We start from the raw sequence: 17,227 nt of genomic DNA, 5'->3' as shown, positions 1-17,227 counted from the left end.
CGAGGTGACCCGGGGAGGTCCCGCTCATGCGCCTCAAATCCGTAGCGCCGTCCGTGACGGCGATAACCGTTCTCCTTGCCGCCGGATGCGGCTCCACCACCGACGGCGGCGCGGCCGCCACCCCGGCCAAAACCGTGACCGTGACCGTCGAGGGCGCGGGCACGGTCACCACGGACACGCGACTCGCGTCCAACGTGCCCGACGACGTCCGCGCCAAAGGCACCGTCACCATCGCCACCAACGCGCCCTACCAGCCCTTCATCGATTTCGCCGCCGAGGGCCGCACGGACGCGTTCAAGGGCCTGGACCACGACCTGCTCACGGCCGCGTCCGCCAAGCTCGGCCTCGCCACGACCTTCTCCCAGCAGCCGTTCGACGGGCTGATCCCTGGCCTGCAGGCCGCCAAGTACGACGCCATCGCGGGCGGCATCACGGACAAGAAGGAACGGCACCAGGTCGCGACGTTCGTCGACTACTCCGCCTCCGGCACCGGCTTCCTCGTCCTCGCGGGCAACCCGCAGGGCATCAGGACGGTCACCGACCTGTGCGGCCGGAAGGTCGCGGCGCAGAAGGCCAGCAACCAGGCCAAGCACCTGGCCGAGTACAGCGCCCAGAGCTGCGCCGCCCGCCCCATCGCCGTACAGGAATACCCGGAGAACCCGCAGGCGGTGCAGGCCCTGTTGGCCGGCAACGCCGACGCGGTCGCCGCGACCCAGGTCAACCTCACCGACATCGCCGCCGGGCTGAGCGGCAAGGCGGAACTCGTCCAGGATCCCACCCAACCCAACGGCTGGCGGGCCAGCCCGAACGGGTTCGGCTTCCTCAAGTCGCGCAAGGACCTGGCCGAGGCGTACCGAGCCGCGTTGCAGGCCCTGATCGACGACGGCACCTACGCCAAGATCCTGGCGCACTACAAGCAGCAGCCGATCGCCCTGACCAGCATCACCGTGGACCAGGCGATCGACTGACCATCCGCACACCGACCGCGGCCGCCGGGCGCGGCGCCACGATTTCCGATTGAGGGCGGACCGTGGCCGTGCCCGGCGGTTGCTCTTCGCGAAGGATAGCCATGGAGATCACGAGTGTGCGGGCCGTGCCGGTGCGCCACTATGGCCGCTGGGTGACCGCGGCGGTGCTGTTCGCGGTGGCGGCCCTGTTCCTCGTCACGCTGCTGCGCAGCCCCAATCTGGAACCGGCGACCATCGGCAGTTACCTGTTCAAGGACTACGTGCTGCGCGGCGTCGGCGTCACCTTGGCGCTCACCGGTGTCGCGATGGTCCTCGGCACCGCCGGGGCGATCGTGCTGGCCGTGCTGCGCCTGTCGGCCAACCCGGTACTGCGCGGCTTCGCGTGGAGTTTCATCTGGTTCTTCCGCGGTACGCCCCTGCTCGTACAGATCATCTTCTGGGGTTTCCTCGGCGCGCTGTTCCCCCGCATCACCGTGGCGCTGCCCGGGCTGGGCGCGGTGTTCGACCAGCCCACCAGCGTCGTCATCTCCGGAACCACGGCGGCGGTCCTGGCGCTGTCGCTCAACGAGATGGCCTACGCGGCCGAGATCGTCCGGGGCGGGTTGCTCGCCGTCGACCGGGGACAGACCGAAGCGGCACACGCCCTGGGCATGCCACCCGGGCTGACCCTGCGGCGCATCGTGCTGCCGCAGGCGATGCGGGTCATCATCCCGCCGATGGGCAACGAGACCATCACCATGCTGAAGTCGACCGCGCTGGTGTCGGTCATCGCCGGACGGGACCTCATGACCGTCGTGCAGGGCGTCTACGGCGGCAACTACAAGGTCATCCCGCTGCTGGTCGTCGCAGCGCTGTGGTACCTCGCCCTGGTCAGCGTGCTGTCGGTCGGGCAGTACTTCGTCGAACGCCGCTTCGGGCGAGGCGTGACCAACCCACGGGAGGGCCTGCGATGACCACCGCGATGGTGCATGCCGACGGCGTGCGCAAACGCTTCGGCGCTCACGAGGTCCTGCGCGGCATCGACCTCAACGTCGCCCCCGGCCAGGTCTGCTGCCTGCTCGGACCCTCCGGCTCCGGCAAGTCGACGTTCCTGCGCTGCATCAACCACCTGGAGACCCTCGACGGCGGCACGCTGACGGTGGACGGAACCCCGGTCGGCTACCGACAGCACGGCGGACGACTGTACGCGCTGCGCCCGCGCGAGGTGGCGACCCGGCGGCGCGAGATCGGCATGGTCTTCCAGCGGTTCAACCTCTTCGGGCACCTGACCGTGCTGCAGAACATCACCGAGGCTCCCGTACACGTGTTGCGCGAACCGGTCGCACAGGCCCGCGAACAGGCGGCCGTCCTGCTGGAACGCGTCGGCCTGGCCGACAAGGCCGGGGCCTACCCGGCCCAGCTCTCCGGCGGGCAGCAGCAGCGGGTGGCCATCGCGCGCGCCCTGGCGATGCGGCCCAAGCTGATGCTGTTCGACGAGCCGACCTCCGCGCTGGACCCGGAACTGGTCGGCGAGGTCCTCGACGTCATGCGAGACCTGGCCGCCGACGGGATGACCATGATCGTGGTAACGCACGAGATGGGCTTCGCCAGCCAGGTGGCCGACCAGGTGGTGTTCCTCGACGGCGGCGCGGTCGTCGAGACCGGGACACCAGCCGAGGTCCTCGGCAACCCCCGCAGCGAACGCACCCGTGCGTTCCTGTCGAAGGTCCTGTGAACCTGCGCGACGCGGCGTGGCAGCGCCATCCCGCGTACCTGCAACGGCTGGGCCGGCTCGTGAACATCGACTCGGGCAGCCGCGACGTGACGGGCCTGCACCGGGTCGCCGGCCTGCTGGCGGCCTGGACCGAGAAGGCCGGGCTGCAGACCCGTCGCATCCCCCTGCGCGACGCCACGGGCGCCCCGCTCGGCGACGCCGTCCTCGCCCGCATCCGCGGTACCGGCACGCGGCGAGTCCTGCTCGCCGCGCACCTCGACACGGTGTTCCCACCCGGCACCGCAGCCAGCCGTCCGTTCCGGGTGGACGGGGGCCGTGCATACGGTCCCGGGGTGTGCGACGACAAGGGCGGCGTGCTGGCCGGGCTGGCCGCGATCGAGAGTCTGCTGCTGTGCGGCCGTACCTCCTTCGGCGAACTCGTCCTGCTCGCCACGCCGGATGAGGAGATCGGCTCGGTGGGCAGCCGTGCGCTGCTCGACCGCCTCGCCCGCGAGACGGACGTCGCCCTGTGCCTCGAGTGCGCCCGCGAGAACGGCGATCTGGTGTCGGGCCGCAAGGGCGTCGCCGACATCAAGGTGACGCTGCGCGGGCGTGCCGCGCATGCGGGCATCGAGCCCGAACGTGGCGCCCACGCCGCACTGGCGGCCGCCCGCCTGACGATCGCCCTGCAGGAGCTCAACGGCCGCTGGCCGTCGGTCACCGTCAATGTCGGGGTGCTACAGGCCGGGGAGCGCGCCAACGTGGTGCCCGAACAGGCCACGCTCGTGGTCGACGTGCGTTCCGACCGGACCGACGCGTTCGAGCACGCGCTCGCGGCGATCACCGCAGCCGCCCATGAACCCCGCGTACCCGGCGTCTCGGCGGTCGTGTCGGTGATCGCCCCGACCCCGCCGTGGGAAGGCTCAGCCGGCACCGACGAGCTGATCAAGCTCGCCAAGCAGGTGGGGACCGAACTGGACGTTCCCGTGCAGGCCGCCCAGACCGGCGGGTGCGCCGACGCCAACCTGCTGGCCGCCGCCGGTGTCCCCGTGCTCGACGGACTCGGACCGGTCGGCGGCGACGACCACAGCGCCGCCGAGTGGCTGGACCTGGCTTCGGTGGCACCCCGGGTCGCCCTGCTCGCCGGGCTGGTGGACACCGTCGCCTCGTGATCGGGGCGGGTTCCCGGGCACTCGCCCGGGAACCCGCCCCAGGCTTTCATGCCCCGCGGATGCTCACGCGCAGCCCGCTGTACGTCGCCGCGCTGCCCACCCCGTAGGCGGTGAACCGCTGGCCGCGACGCAGATCCACCACGAACGCGGGGTGCTGCTCGCTGGTGCGGCCCGCTGCGGTACGGCACTCGCGTCGCCCGGCCAGATCCGCGGCGAGGGTCGACAACACCTCCCGGCCGAACACGTCAGCCGCCGCAGCCGGGCAGCCCGGCGCGGTGCCCCGGTATCCGGGCTTGTTGGTCCTCAGGCGCCACGCTCGCGCGTCATAGCCGTCGCCGTCGCTCAACCGGGTCCATCGCACGCCGCGGATCCTCCAGCCGTCCACGCCTGTGCGCGCCCTGGCGTGGCGCAGATCGAGCACATGGACACCGGAAGCGCCGAGAACGCGCATCGACTCGTGCCGCCCGCCGACCCCGGTGACCTCCAGCGCGGTGTCCTGGTCGAGTCCGAAGACGCGGTCGTGGCCGGTGTCTGCCGCGAGACGCGCCGAGCGGCCCCACCGTCCCCGGTGCGAAAAGTGGGTGTCCAGCAATCCGGCCCGGAAGAACCCGAACCCGCCGGCTGGCAGGTAGCCGAGCTTGGAGGCGTCGTCGAAGTAGCCCGGCGTGCTCCCGTCGCGCAGTCCCTCGTAGGACTCGCCGCCGGTGACCATGTCCCGTCCCGCCTGGATCTGGGCTCCGGCGCTGGTCCCGGCGACCACCGCCCCCGCGTGCAGGCGGGCACGGATCGCCGCCAGGGCGGGCGAGTCCGCACCGCCCGCCCGTTGCATCGTGGTCACGTACCGGTACTGATCGCCGCCGCCGAAGAAGAAGCCGCTGAGCCGGTTGACTTGCGCGACCACGGCCGGGTCGTCGGCGGCGGCGATGTGGTCAAGGTCGATCGGGATCCATTCCGCGTGTGCGCCGTAGCGCTGGAACAGGGCCGCGTAGTAGTCACCGTTGCAGACACTGTTGTTGCAGTCGGGGGTGCCTGCGTCGGGATCCTCGGCGGGCACCGGCGCGGCCGCGGTGATGATGCCGATCCGGGCCCGGCCGGCGCCGCCGGCCAGCCGGACGATGTCGCCGTAGACGGCCGCGTTGTCGTCGGACAGGCCACCGCCGACGAGGACCAGGCTGCCGCCGGACTGGCGTGCGGCGTGGGCTTGGCCCGGCATTGCCACCGGTCCGATTGCGACAGTCGCGGCGCACAGCAGCGCCGGAACCACGCGCAGGAATGAAGGTCGTGCGGACACGTTGCTCCTCACCATTCGTGAGGGCGAACCGTGCACCGCCAGAATATCCCGTGCCGAGCGGACGTCAATACTTCGACCCGAATTCCGATCCCTGGCCTGAACAGGGCGATGGTCAATGCGAATTGACGCTGCGCGAGAAATGAGATGAAGGGGAGAACTCTCTCAGATCCCACCCGGGATGACACCTTGTCCAACCGACCCGCGACGGCCTCGTCACCGTCCGCAATTATCGTGTGTTCACGTGAACATACCTGTTCACAGACCGTAGCGAGGGGCGCCATTGACCCCTCGTCGAGGCGGCACCATTGATGACGGCAATTGCTACGCCGGTGTTTCCCGTACAGGATGTCTGGCGGCAGCCGGCCGCAAGGGTGACTCAGTTCGCGGCTGACGGCTTCCGCCCTCACGCTGAGACAGGGAGACATTCATGCCCACAGCCCCCGCGGCGCGACGTCGCCGGCTCGTACTGTTAGTCGCATTGTCAGTAGTGTTTCTTGCGGCGTCCATTGGGCCGCTGACGAAACTCGCGAACGCGTCCGCGCTCGGCTGCGGCGCAGCGAAGGGCGCCTACGTGTTCGTCCGGCCCAGCGGAGCGAACGGCCTGGGCCACGTGGGCTGGGGCTACCGGACCACGTGCGGCGACAGCTACTCGTTCGGCTCGGTGGAGAATCCCCACGGCAAGCCGCACATCAAGGCCGGGGCCGACAACGGCTCCTGGCGGCAGAACGGCACAGAATCACAGATGCTCAGCGCGATGAGGTCCCGCGGCTACCTCTCCTACAAGTCGACCACCGCCTCGAGCTCACGGTTCGACCCTGGCCCGGCCAACTCGGCGGCGGCCGCCGCAGCCGGGCGAGGCTACGCCGTCATCGGCAACAACTGCGCCGATGCCGTGTGGGATGTGTTGCATGCCTACGGTGTTCCGGATCTGCCCTACCTCCAGCTCCATCCGGCACCCAACAACTGGTACGGCAACCTCGGCCACACCACGCACGTCGATTGGTCGGCATCGACCGGCCTGTAGCTCCGGGCTTTCACGGGGCCCATCGGGGCGGGTGCGCTATGCGGCGAGGCGGTCTCTGCCCGCGCGCTTGGCCGCGTAGAGCTGCTTGTCGGCGGCGGCGAACAGATCCTCGCCGGTCATGCCGGGCTGTAGCGGTGCGAGACCCATGCTGACTGTGACGTGCAGGCCCAGCGCGACCATGTGCCAGTCACGGTCGCGGATGACGGTACGCATGCGGGCGGCGATTCGTGTGGCGCCGGCCAGGTCCGTGGCGAGGAAAACACCGAACTCGTCCCCGCCGAAGCGGGCGGGCAGGTCGGAGACGCGGCTCTCGGAGCGCAGTGCGTAGCCGATCTCCCGCAGCACCGTGTCGCCGACCGCGTGCGAGAAGCCGTCGTTGATCTGCTTGAAGTTGTCCAGGTCGACCAGGAGCAGGCACACCTCCTCGGTGGGGGAATCCTGGGTGCCGAGCTCTGCCATGCGCCGGTCGAAGGCGCGCCGGTTCGCCAGTTGGGTCAGCGGGTCCGTCTGTGCGGCGGCGTCCGCGGTCGCATGGGCAGCCTCCAACTGCACCCGGCGGCTAGCCTGCCGCAGCATCGCCACCCGGTCCAACCGCAGCCGCCACAGTTGCTCCGCGTGTGCGCGCAGCGCGGAGACCAGTTGCGTGGTCGCCGGGCCGGGCGCGGCCTCCGCAGCGAGCAGGCCGAGCTCGAACTGGAATATCAGCCGGTGTCGCGGGGCGCCCGCCAGGGCGCAGAGTTGCTCGGCCGCGGTCAGCTCGCGGGCGGCGTCTTGGAATTCACCGGCACTGCGCAACGCCAGTCCGTACGCCAGATGCGCCAGGCGGGCGTCGAAGAGGCGGTCATCGGCGCGCAGCGTGGAGATCGCGCTGGCGGCCATCTCCCGGGCCTGCGTGGCCTCGCCCACTTTCACCAGTGCGCACGCGAGCACCGCCGACACCAGGGCACGGTCGGACTCGAGGTCGGGCTCGGCGCTCAGGTCGGCCCACGGCCTGGTCAACGCGATGACGTCCCGGTACCGGGCGCCGGCCTCGTCGAGGCAGCCCACGTGCTCCAGCCGCAGCGCCCATTCCAGCAGCGATTCCGCGCGCTGGCCGTCCATGATGACGCGCCGGTTCGGGTCGACCTCCAGCCACTGTGGGTCGGCCCGGGAAGCCAGGTCGGACAGCTCGTACAGCTCTGCCCAGCGGGCCGGTTCGACGACCGACGACATTGCCGAGAAGTACCGCCAGTTCCGGGGGCACGTTTCGAGGATGTTCATGGCTGTCGCGAGCAGGTGCAGGCCATCCTCCAAGCGGCCCATCCGGACGAGGACGTCGGCGAGGTCAGCGCTGGCCTTTGCCTTGCCGGCCCGGGAGGTGGCGCGGCGCAGCAGTTCCCGTCCGAGGGTCTCGGCCTCGGTGTAGCGGCCCAGCTCGGTCAGCACGTATGCCCGGATCTGCAGGACGCCACGTGCCGTGTCCCGGTCGCCAAAGGCGTCTGCGATCCACTCGTTCTCATCGACGAGGTCGAGCACCTCGCCGAACCGGCCATGAGCGTAGAGCCGATGCGGATGTACTGCTAAATGCCCGAGTGGTCCCAAATGCGCCAGGGGCACGAGCATGGCAGAGGTCAACCCCATGCCTACCCCTTCCGCCCCGCCGCCACCCCAGAACTAGATCGGTTACACCCTGCCACTTCTTAGGGCTGCGAACTCGTGACATTCAGGGGCTGGGCACTGCCGCATAGCCCTCGGCGGACGGCGCTCGAGGATTCTGGTGAGCCGGAGGGCTCGCCAGCGCGCCGAGGAGCCCTCCGGCTAAGGGTGATCAGCGGGCACCCTCGAAGCGGATCTGGGGATCGTTCTGCGCCTGAATGCCCCAGACAGCGTCGTAGCGGCTGGTATCGCCGGACAGCGTGTACAGGAACCAGTCGGTCAGTAGCCGTCGGGTCAGCTTGAGCTGCACGGCGCGGTCGATCGATCCGCTGTCGCAGAACAGGGTGCCACTGTCCATGAAACCGCAATGGCAGCCGCCGAGAATGGTGCGCAGCTGCTTCGGTGCCGGTTTGGCCTGGTAGATCGGGATCTGGTTGTCGGCCGGCGGTGCGATTGTGTCGTGATCACCAGCCACCAGCATGGCAGCCATCGGAAGGTTGGCTGCGGCGGTCTTGGCGGACGGGTTCGTCTCGGCGGCGGCGAGATTGGCAACGGTGCGGACGTTTCGGTTTCGGACCGCCGCCAGCACGCTGGCGCCACCGCCCATCGAATGGCCGGACAGAGCAAGTGCGGCGGGGTCGACGTGGTTCGCGAACCGTGATCCCGGCGTCGTGCCCTGGTCGACGAACCAGGTCAGGGTGGCGTTGAGGTCGTCGGCAAAGGCCGAATGGTCGGGCGCCAGGCCACCTTGGGACGTGGGGGCTGCGACGACAAAGCCCCAGGAGGCAAGGTGGGACAGGGTTGAGGCGTACCTGCCGACGCTCTGCAGGAAACCATGGCCGAAGGCGACGACGCCGAACGCGCCGTCGGCGACCGGCCGATTCGCACCGGCCGACGCGGCTGGATACCAGACCTTCGCGCCGAAAGATCGTCTGGCGACGGTGACAGTGACGTCGGTGGTGCCGACGGCGAAAGCGCCCGGTGCCGAGGTGTCGTCGGGAGCGGTCTCGTCCAGGGTGGCCGCACGCCGGGCCAGGTCCGTGGCATCGGCAGCGGTGAGGGCGGTGGCCGGGGTGGGCGCGGCGAGCAGCGTCGCGGTCAGCGCGAGGCAGGCCAGTGCGGTCCGGAACATCGTGCCTCCAGGTGTGAAGGGGGTACGTCGATGGAACGCCCGCACACCCGGCTTTCATATAGATGGTTTTCTATATGGAGAACTCACACACCCTTGTCAATGAAGTCAGTCAGGCCCATTTGCGTCGGGGGCGGATGGATTCCGGCGACATGCCGACGATCCGGGCGCACGAGCCTGCCCGGACAGCGTCGGGGAGACGATCGCGCGGGCCGACTTCGACTGCTACTCGGGCGTGCGGTCCGGCCCTCCAGCCCCTACCGCCATGCGGGGTGGGGTGGAAAGGTTGATGATGTCTGCCTCGGACAGACATGGATCGCCGTGCCGAGATGTCGTGCCCAGCCTGGGGGTGGTGATGCCGGAGCAGGACCCTATCGCCTGCCGGCGGGTCAGCGATGGGAGCACGGTCGGCACCGGGCCGCCGTCGCACATCATCACGCGCTGGGACGGTGAGGAGGTGCGGGTGGCCGAGGGGTGGACCGGGCTGGACGGCTGGCGGGTCCACTTCACCGCGCTACAGCGGATCTCGGCGGCGGCGCAGCGGCTATTTCCTGCCGTCCTCACGTTCGCGCGGCGCGGCATCTACAGCCGTGAGAGGCTGGTTGCCGCCGAGCCGGGCGACGGGGTCACCGTGGCCGCTGCCGCCGCCTGGTGGGGCTTCGCCCGCCCCCACCGCTTCGCCGCCGCCTACCAGCAGCCCTACGGCCAGGCTCCGAGCCGGACGCTGCGCTCATGACCACCCATCGCGAGGGGGGTGGCGTGCCTGCCGGGTGCGTCTTCCGCGACCCGGACCGGCACCGGATCGAGTTCGCCACCACCGACCCGGACCGCGCCCGGACCTATCTCACCGCCGCGTACGACACGATGCTGACCATCCAGCGCGACCCCGCCACCTACCGTCTCCGCCACGTGCGGCTGGATCCCGGACCGTTTCATCTCGACACAATGGAACACCAGGCGACAACCGAGTTCCGCGGTCGCCACTTCATGCCGATCAGCGTGGTGCGGGTCCATCGCGGCTTACGCACCGACCTTGTCCATGACGATCGGTTCGGCCCCGGCGACCTCGTCCTGCAAGCCGACGCGGACAGGCCATGTCACCTGCGGCAGGAATCCTTCCTGGGCTCGCTGGTCGGCATCGCGCCACAGGCGATCGCCGAGGCCGCCGGCAACCGCCCCGAGGAGCCCCTGCCCCCGCTGCGCTTCACCGCCCGGCGCCCCGCCCACCCCGCGGATGCCCGCCGCTGGCTGTACGTCGTCGATTACGTCACCGACAGCCTGAACACCGCCGCCGAGTTCATCACCCACCCCCTGATGATCGGGCCGATGACCCGGCTGCTGGCGGCGGCCGTGCTGACCACGTTTCCCAACACCTACATCCCCGAGGCGTGCTACCAGGATCGCACCGACGCCACCCCGGCGGCCGTGACCCGCGCGACCGCGTTCATCGAGGCCAACGCCGACATCGACATCAGCGTCATCGACATGGCCCGCGCTGCCCGGGTCAGCGTCCGCGCCGTCCGGCGCGCCTTCCGCCGCCACCTGGACACCACCCCCATGGCATACCTGCGCCGGGTACGGCTCGACCGCGCCCACCAGCAACTCGGCGACCGAGTGCCCGGCGACGGCACCACCGTCGCCGACATCGCCGCACGCTGGGGCTACGCCGACCTCAGCCGGTTTACGGCCGACTATCACCGCGCTTACGGGCGACCGCTCGGCCGGGCACTGGATCGCTGATTGGGGTACACGCCGGCCGCGTAACCGGGCGTACGGCGCATCCATGCCGAGCAAGGCGTGAACGCCGACCAAGACGGCACCCCTGACGTGTACGCGGCCCGCCTCGACCGCTGAAGCCTCGACCGACCAGCCCGGGCAAGCAGCGGTAGCCCTCTTCAGAGTGACCACTCGGCTCGGTCGGCGGAGTCCGGTGATCACCGACCCGGTCCAGCAGCCGAGAACGATCAGCCCTAGGGCATGCCGTCGGCTGTTCGGCAGCCCGCGGTCGCCTGTCTCGGTGACGTGGCCGGCTGAAGGGATGAGCTGCACCTTTGTGACAACCGCGCCGCATCGGGACCACACCCATGGTCTCCGAATCTTGAGTGTGGGCCTGACGAGGCGGGCCGGAACGGGGACTTCACGTGGAGCGCACCAGCGCACCCAGCACGGCAGCCACACCTTCGGACGGCGCCCGTGTGGCGCGCTCGGACACGACGTCGTACGGGGCCGGGGGTGGGCTGGTACGCCTGCGGGTGTCGCTGGCACGTACCGCGGGGTTCGCGGCTGTGTACGCGGTCGCGCTGGTGGTCGGGCGGATGACCGTCATCGAGGGCAGCGGCCTGGCGCTGGTGTGGCCCGCCGCAGGTGTCGCGGTGGTGTGGTTCAGCGTTCAGCGCCGTTCCCGCACGCGGTGGGTGGACGTGTGCGCGCTCACCGTGATCGCCCTGGTGGGCAACGCGGCGACCGGGATCGCCCTGATGCCGAGCGCGGTGCTGGCGGGGGCCAACCTGGTGCAGGCGATGGTGTTCGTGTGGCTGCTGGGACGCTGGCGGCCGTTCCTGTGGGGCGCTGGTGGCAGCGCCCGGTTGTCCGCGCCGCGCGACCTGGCCTACGTGCTCGGCGCGACCCTCGCCGCCGCCGCCGCGAGCGGGGCGGTGGGCCTGACCGGTCTGTGGGTCGCCGGCGGGCCGGCCTCGTGGCTGATGGTGGCGGACTGGATGGCCCGGCAGGTCGCCGGAATCTTCGTCCTGGGCACCGCCGGACTGTGGTTCGGTCCCGCCGTCACAGGTTTCCGGGCCCGGCATGGATCGCTGGCTGGATGGTGGCGGGCCACGGACCGGGCGCTGCGGGACATGCCCACCGGGCGCGTCGTCGAGTACCTCGCCGTCACGATCTGCTCCGTGACCGCCTATCTGCTCGGGTTCGTCTTCGACGGCAATCTGCCGCTGGCGTTCCCGCTGATCGCGTTGACCGTATGGGCCGCCGTCCGGCTGCGCACCGGGTTCGTGGTCGCCCACCACCTGATCTTCGGGGCTGCGGTCGTCGGGTTCACCGTGCACGGTGTGGGCCCGATGGCCGCCGTCACCGACCCGCAGACCCGTGCCCTGCTCGCCCAGCTGTACGTCGTACTGATCGCCGCCGTCGGCCTGGCCCTCGCCCTCGGCCGTGACGAACGCGCCGCGCTGGTGGCCGAACTGACCACCAAGGAGAAAGAACAGGCCCGACACGCCGCGCTGCTGAGCGCCATCATCGACTCCATGGCCGACGGCCTGTCCCTGGTCGATGCCGACGGCACAGTCCTGCTGCGCAACCCCGCCGGTGTCCGCCTGCTCGGGCCTGCCGGCACCATACGCGACATGCAGACCCGGGTACATCACCTCGACGGCAGCCCGATCACCGCTCAGGCGCTACCACCGGCTCGAGCCCTGGCCGGCCAGCAGGTCGACCCCGTCGACCTGCTGTTCACCGACCCGCAGGGCCGCGACGTCCGCGTCCTGCGGGTATCCGCGACCCCGCTACCCGGCTGCGACGGCACCCGCAACGCGGTGGTGCTCTACCACGACGTCACCGCCGAACGCCGCCACCGCGACCAGCTCACCCAATTCGCCGGAGTCGTCGCGCACGACCTGCAGAGCCCGTTGACCACGGTCGAGGGCTGGACCGAGACGGCCACCGACGCGCTGGACGCCGATCAGCCCGCCATCGGCCTCGCGCGCGACGGCCTCGCCCGCGTGGCACGCGCCGCCGCGCGCATGCGCGGGCTCATCAACGACCTGCTCGCCTACACCGCGGCCGGCGACGCCGACCTGGCGCCCGCCACGGTCGACCTGACCGGCATGGTCACCGATGTCGCCGCCGGCCGCGCCGACGCCGCGACGGCGGCCGGCCAGCCGGTGCCGCAGGTCGCTCTGGGCCGGCTCCACCCGGTACACGCCGATGCCGGCGCCGTCCGGCAGCTGCTGGAGAACCTGATCGGCAACGCCATCAAGTACACCGCGCCCGGTGTCACCCCGCACGTACGAGTGACCAGCACCCCACTCGACGGCAGAGTGCAGGTCACGATCGCGGACAACGGCATCGGCATCCCGGCCGGGCAGCACGACGCCATCTTCGACAGCTTCCACCGCGCCCACCCGGGCGCCACCTACACGGGCACCGGACTGGGCCTGGCCATCTGCCAGCGCATCGTCACCCGCCACGGCGGCACCATCACGGCCGAGGACAACCCGGGCGGCGGCTCCCGCTTCACCTTCACCCTGCCCGCCACCGCCACCCTGACCAGCCTGCCGGATTCGCACGCGGCGCCACGTGCCCTGCCCACCACGCCCGCACCGGTCGCAACTGCCCGCCTGCTCCACCACCGAGCTCCCGCCGCCGCGACGCCATGCGGTACGGCGCCGCGAACAGCCTGACCAGTCTGCGACCGCGTCGCGAGACAGGTACCCCGTGGGGTATATTGCTAGGTCAAACACACGGAGGAGACGAGCGTGGAGATCGACGCTGACGCGGTGGGCGATGTCATCAAGCGGCTGCGCCGCGCCGAGGGCCAGATCCGCGGCGTGATCGCCATGCTGGAATCCGGCCGCGACTGCGCCGATGTGGTGACCCAGCTCGCCGCGGTGTCCCGGGCGCTCGACCGCGCCGGCTTCAAGATCATCGCCGCCGGGCTGCGGCAGTGCGTCACCGCCCAGGAGTCCGGTGAAGAGCAGGCAATCGACGTGGCCCAGTTGGAGAAGTTGTTCCTCTCGCTGGCCTGACCCGTGAGCTCGGTGTGGGCAGTGCTCGTCGTCGTGTGTCCGGTGAGCGCCGGCTCTGGTGGTCTTCTTAGATCGTTCGGATGATGACGAACGCGGCGACGGCGAGGACCAGGTAGGCGAAGAGGCGTTGCAGGCGCCGGGTGGGTATCCGGGAGGCGATCCGGGCGGCCGCGAGTGACCCGGCGATGGCGGTCAGGGTGAAGGCGGCGGCGATGCGGTAGTCGATGGCCGCGTCGCCGGCGTGCGCGGCGAACCCCGCAGCCGAGTTGATCACGATGATGACCAGTGACGTGGCGACGGCGGCGGGCATGTCCAGGCCGAGGAGCAGGACGAGGGCGGGGATGATGAGGAAGCCGCCGCCGACGCCGAACAGGCCGGTGAGGAAGCCGACGGCGATGCCGGTGCCGATGGATTTGGGCAGGCAGCCGCGCCAGTTGATGCCGCCGCCGGGCAGGGCGCAGTCACCCCCGCTGTCACCGGTCTCGCGCAGCATGCGTAAGCCGGCGGCGACCATCAGGGCGGCGAATCCGACGAGCACGATGCGCGGGTCGAGCAGGTGGTTGACCGCGGCGCCGGCGAAGGCGGCGGCAGCGCCGGTGGCGCCGACGATGCCGGCGATGCGCCACTGCACCAGGCCCGCACGCAGCCGCGGAAGAAGAGCGGTGGCTGACGAGATCCCGACGACCAGCAGCGAGGTCGGCACGGCCGCCGCGAGGGGTTGGCCGGCGCCGTAAACGAGGGCGGGGACGGCGAGGATGGATCCGCCGCCGCCGAGCAGGCCGAGCAGGACCCCGATGAGCGCGCCGAACCCGATCGCCGCGCTCATGACGGGTCCCCGGGATGCGGGTCGCCGACCGGTGGCCGGCCCGGGCGGGCCGACCACGCTGCGGTGTTGTCGTTGCACACCGGCGCCTACCGCGGGTCTTCGCTCAGGACGGCGACCACCTGGTCGAGGTCGGTCCGGGGACCGCGGTTGTAGGGCAGTCTGGCCAGGAGCATGCCCATGGCACAGGTGTTAGTGAGCGCGGCGACGGCGAGCCCGCCGCCGATCAGCGCGGCGATCCACTTGGCCGATTCGAACGCGACACTAGCCAGTACGGCCGAAAGAACGATGCCGCCGGCGACGAGGCGGACCTGTCGTTCCAGGTCCCAGCGGGGAGTACCGGTGGTGACCGGCGCGCCGGCCGCCTGCCAGGCGGTGATGCCGCCTTGCAGGACCCGCAGGTTCGGCAGTCCGGCGATGCTGAGCCCTTGTTCGGCCTGGGTGGCGCGTTGTCCGGAGCGGCAGACCAGCACGACCTGCTCGTCGAGGTGGTGCCGGAGTTCGTCGCGGTGTTCCCGCAGCAGGTCCAGCGGCACGTTGTAGGAGCCGGGGATGTGCGCGGTCTCGAACTCCGCGGGGGTGCGCACGTCGATCAGCCGGGGCGCGTCATCGGCCGCGACGAGTTCTTTCAGGGTGGCGACGTCGAGCGTGGTGGGGCTGCCGGTGTTGCTCATGGGGGCGGAACTCTCCTGAGTCGGGGAAGCGTGTGGGTGCCCTGAGGATGGCGGGGTGGGGTCAGGCCGGCGTGGCGGCGGTGCGCTCGGCGAGGGCGGCCCGGACCTCGGTCATGTCGAGGTCGCGGACGCCGCGGATCACTTGTTCGAGAGCGGCCGCCGGGAGTGCCCCGGGCTGGGAGAAGACCAGCACGCCGTCGCGGAACACCATCAGAGTCGGGATCGAGGTGATCCGCGCGGCCACGGCCAGCGCCTGCTCGGCCTCGGTGTCGACCTTGCCGAACACGATGTCCGGGTGCTGCTCGCTGGCACGTTCGAAGACCGGCGCGAAGCTGCGGCACGGCCCGCACCAGCCAGCCCAGAAGTCCACCAGCACGATCGGGTTGTCGGTGACCGTCTGCTCGAAAGAGTCCCTGGTCAAGGTCAGGCTTGCCATCATCGCCTCCACAGGCTGGTCGGGTTGTCGACGAAGCCACGATACCCCGGGGGGTATGGTTTCGGGAACGTCATGTGAGCCAAGCGATACCCCCGGGGGTTCCGCTGACAATGGCAGCGGCGGCAGCTATCGTTGACTCATATACCCCTGGGGGTATCCGATACTGAGGTTGGCGGTCACGAACCAGCTCCGCCGGCCGAGCAGCCGAAACGCCGAACTCTGAAGGGATAGGGCATGTTGTTCACGCAGTACTACCTCGACTGCCTGTCGCAGGCGTCGTACCTGATCGCCGACGAGAGCACCGGACGGGCCGTACTGGTCGACCCGCGCCGCGACATCGCCGAGTACCTCGCCGACGCCCAGGCGCACGGGCTGCACATCGAAGGGGTGATCAACACCCACTTCCACGCCGACTTCGTCGCCGGGCACCTGGAGGTCGCCGCCGCCACCGGCGCCTGGATCGGCTACGGACGACGCGCCGACACCGAATACGACATCCGCAAACTCGCCGACGGCGACCGCATCAGCCTCGGCGAGATCACCCTGGAGATCATGGAAACGCCGGGGCACACGCCGGAGTCGATCAGCGTGCTCGTCTACGAACACCCCCACGACACCGTGCCCTACGGCGTGCTCACCGGCGACGCCCTGTTCATCGGCGACGTCGGCCGCCCCGACCTACTCGCCTCCGCCGGTGTCACCGCCGACGAACTGGGCCGCATGCTCTACGACAGCGTGCAACGCAAGCTGATGGGCCTGCCCGACGCGGTGCGGGTGTTCCCCGCCCACGGCGCCGGGTCCGCCTGCGGCAAGAATCTGTCCACCGAGCGGCAGTCCACCATCGGTGAACAGCGCCGCACCAACTACGCCTGCGTTCCGATGGACGTCGAGCAGTTCCTGACCCTGGTCACCGGCGGCCAACCCGCCGCGCCCGGCTACTTCGCCTACGACGCCGCCCTCAACCGCCAGTCTCACGCGCTGCTCGACCCCGCCACGGCACCCCGTGCCCTGAGCACCGCAGAGTTCACCGCAGCCCGCGCCGCGGGCGCACTCGTCGTCGACGCCCGCGACCCGCAGGAATTCGCGGCCGGACACATACGCGGCTCGGTCAACGTCCCGGCCGACGGGCGCTTCGCCGAAACCGCCGGCACGGTCATCGCACCCGGGCGGCAACTCCTGGTCGTCGCCGCACCCGAGCAGGCCGCCGAGACCGTCCTGCGGCTGGCCCGCGTCGGCTTCGACACCGTCACCGGCTACCTCACCGACCCCGAAACCAGCCTCACCGAACTGGCCGACCAGGTGGTACCGGCCAGCCGGCTCACCGTGCCCGACCTACACGCGGCATTGCGGCAGCCCAGCCCGCCGGTGGTGCTCGACGTACGTAACGCCGCCGAACGCGACGGCGGATCGATCGCCGGATCCTTGCACATCCCGCTCGCCGAACTACCCCACCGCCTCAAGGACATCCCCGCCGACCGGCCCGTCGTCGTGCACTGCGCCGGCGGCTACCGCTCCTCGGTCGCCGCCAGCCTGCTGCGCGCCCACGACCACCCCGACGTCTCCGACCTCATCGGCGGCTACAACGCCTGGCACACCATGCTCCACCCCACCACAGCCTGACCCCA

Annotated in this window: 16 protein-coding genes; 10 read left to right on the top strand and 6 right to left on the bottom strand. The window is 70.6% G+C overall.

The window, feature by feature from the left end; genetic code table 11:
- Positions 1-26 precede the first annotated feature (26 nt).
- The 4 genes from EV385_RS27325 (at position 27) to EV385_RS27310 (ending at position 3,833) form a co-directional block, all read left to right on the top strand.
- On the top strand, positions 27-968 hold the full coding sequence (locus EV385_RS27325; RefSeq protein WP_130512045.1) for a transporter substrate-binding domain-containing protein: 942 nt from the start codon (positions 27-29) through the stop codon (positions 966-968).
- 101 nt (positions 969-1,069) lie between these two features.
- Positions 1,070-1,921, top strand: coding sequence for an amino acid ABC transporter permease (locus EV385_RS27320; RefSeq protein WP_130512044.1), 852 nt, complete (start codon positions 1,070-1,072; stop codon positions 1,919-1,921).
- Positions 1,918-2,682 carry an amino acid ABC transporter ATP-binding protein gene (locus EV385_RS27315; protein ID WP_130512043.1) on the top strand — a complete coding sequence of 255 codons (765 nt, stop codon included), beginning with the start codon at positions 1,918-1,920 and terminating at the stop codon, positions 2,680-2,682. Before EV385_RS27320 ends, EV385_RS27315 begins: the two co-directional genes overlap by 4 nt.
- Positions 2,679-3,833, top strand: coding sequence for a M20 family metallopeptidase (locus EV385_RS27310; protein ID WP_130512042.1), 1,155 nt, complete (start codon positions 2,679-2,681; stop codon positions 3,831-3,833). The genes EV385_RS27315 and EV385_RS27310 overlap by 4 nt, the downstream gene beginning before the upstream one ends.
- A 46-nt stretch (positions 3,834-3,879) precedes the next feature.
- Here the strand turns inward: EV385_RS27310 and EV385_RS27305 are convergent, their stop codons facing one another.
- Positions 3,880-5,124 (bottom strand): cyanophycinase, encoded by a 1,245-nt coding sequence (locus EV385_RS27305; RefSeq protein ID WP_130512041.1) that lies wholly within the window; start codon positions 5,122-5,124, stop codon positions 3,880-3,882.
- Positions 5,125-5,551: 427 nt separating this feature from the next.
- Here EV385_RS27305 and EV385_RS27300 point away from each other — a divergent pair, with 427 nt between their 5' ends.
- Positions 5,552-6,148 carry a hypothetical protein gene (locus EV385_RS27300; RefSeq protein WP_130512040.1) on the top strand — a complete coding sequence of 199 codons (597 nt, stop codon included), beginning with the start codon at positions 5,552-5,554 and terminating at the stop codon, positions 6,146-6,148.
- Between the two features lie 36 nt (positions 6,149-6,184).
- On the opposite strand, the gene EV385_RS27295 is transcribed toward EV385_RS27300, so the two are convergent.
- Both EV385_RS27295 and EV385_RS27290 read right to left on the bottom strand, forming a co-directional pair.
- Complete coding sequence (locus tag EV385_RS27295) at positions 6,185-7,663, bottom strand: GGDEF domain-containing protein (protein ID WP_165449627.1); 1,479 nt, start codon at positions 7,661-7,663, stop codon at positions 6,185-6,187.
- 292 nt (positions 7,664-7,955) lie between these two features.
- Entirely contained in the window at positions 7,956-8,915 is a 960-nt protein-coding gene (locus EV385_RS27290; RefSeq protein ID WP_130512038.1) for an alpha/beta hydrolase family protein, read from the bottom strand.
- Between the two features lie 331 nt (positions 8,916-9,246).
- Between EV385_RS27290 and EV385_RS27285 the strand changes: the two genes are divergently transcribed.
- From EV385_RS27285 to EV385_RS27270, 4 genes are all read left to right on the top strand, one after another.
- The gene (locus EV385_RS27285; protein WP_207229975.1) at positions 9,247-9,648 is read left to right on the top strand and encodes a hypothetical protein; all 402 of its coding nucleotides are present in this window, start codon (positions 9,247-9,249) and stop codon (positions 9,646-9,648) included.
- Entirely contained in the window at positions 9,645-10,652 is a 1,008-nt protein-coding gene (locus EV385_RS27280) for a helix-turn-helix transcriptional regulator (RefSeq protein WP_130512036.1), read from the top strand. The genes EV385_RS27285 and EV385_RS27280 overlap by 4 nt, the downstream gene beginning before the upstream one ends.
- A 455-nt stretch (positions 10,653-11,107) precedes the next feature.
- Positions 11,108-13,324 (top strand): ATP-binding protein, encoded by a 2,217-nt coding sequence (locus EV385_RS27275; protein ID WP_242625098.1) that lies wholly within the window; start codon positions 11,108-11,110, stop codon positions 13,322-13,324.
- Positions 13,325-13,399: 75 nt separating this feature from the next.
- The gene (locus EV385_RS27270) at positions 13,400-13,669 is read left to right on the top strand and encodes a metal-sensitive transcriptional regulator (RefSeq protein ID WP_130512035.1); all 270 of its coding nucleotides are present in this window, start codon (positions 13,400-13,402) and stop codon (positions 13,667-13,669) included.
- A 67-nt stretch (positions 13,670-13,736) separates the two neighbouring features.
- Here the strand turns inward: EV385_RS27270 and EV385_RS27265 are convergent, their stop codons facing one another.
- The 3 genes from EV385_RS27265 to trxA form a co-directional block, all read right to left on the bottom strand.
- Complete coding sequence (locus EV385_RS27265) at positions 13,737-14,495, bottom strand: sulfite exporter TauE/SafE family protein (protein WP_130512034.1); 759 nt, start codon at positions 14,493-14,495, stop codon at positions 13,737-13,739.
- An 86-nt stretch (positions 14,496-14,581) separates the two neighbouring features.
- Positions 14,582-15,166, bottom strand: a complete 585-nt coding sequence (locus EV385_RS27260) for a rhodanese-like domain-containing protein (protein ID WP_130512033.1) — start codon at positions 15,164-15,166, stop codon at positions 14,582-14,584.
- Positions 15,167-15,227: 61 nt separating this feature from the next.
- Positions 15,228-15,602 (bottom strand): thioredoxin, encoded by a 375-nt coding sequence (trxA, locus tag EV385_RS27255; protein WP_130512032.1) that lies wholly within the window; start codon positions 15,600-15,602, stop codon positions 15,228-15,230.
- Between the two features lie 234 nt (positions 15,603-15,836).
- Between trxA and EV385_RS27250 the strand changes: the two genes are divergently transcribed.
- Positions 15,837-17,222, top strand: coding sequence for an MBL fold metallo-hydrolase (locus tag EV385_RS27250; RefSeq protein WP_130512031.1), 1,386 nt, complete (start codon positions 15,837-15,839; stop codon positions 17,220-17,222).
- Positions 17,223-17,227 lie beyond the last annotated feature (5 nt).

Origin of the sequence: Krasilnikovia cinnamomea, from assembly GCF_004217545.1 — a bacterium.
In the GTDB taxonomy this organism is placed as follows: Bacteria; Actinomycetota; Actinomycetes; order Mycobacteriales; family Micromonosporaceae; genus Actinoplanes; species Actinoplanes cinnamomeus.
This window is presented reverse-complemented; position numbering and strand designations above follow the sequence as displayed.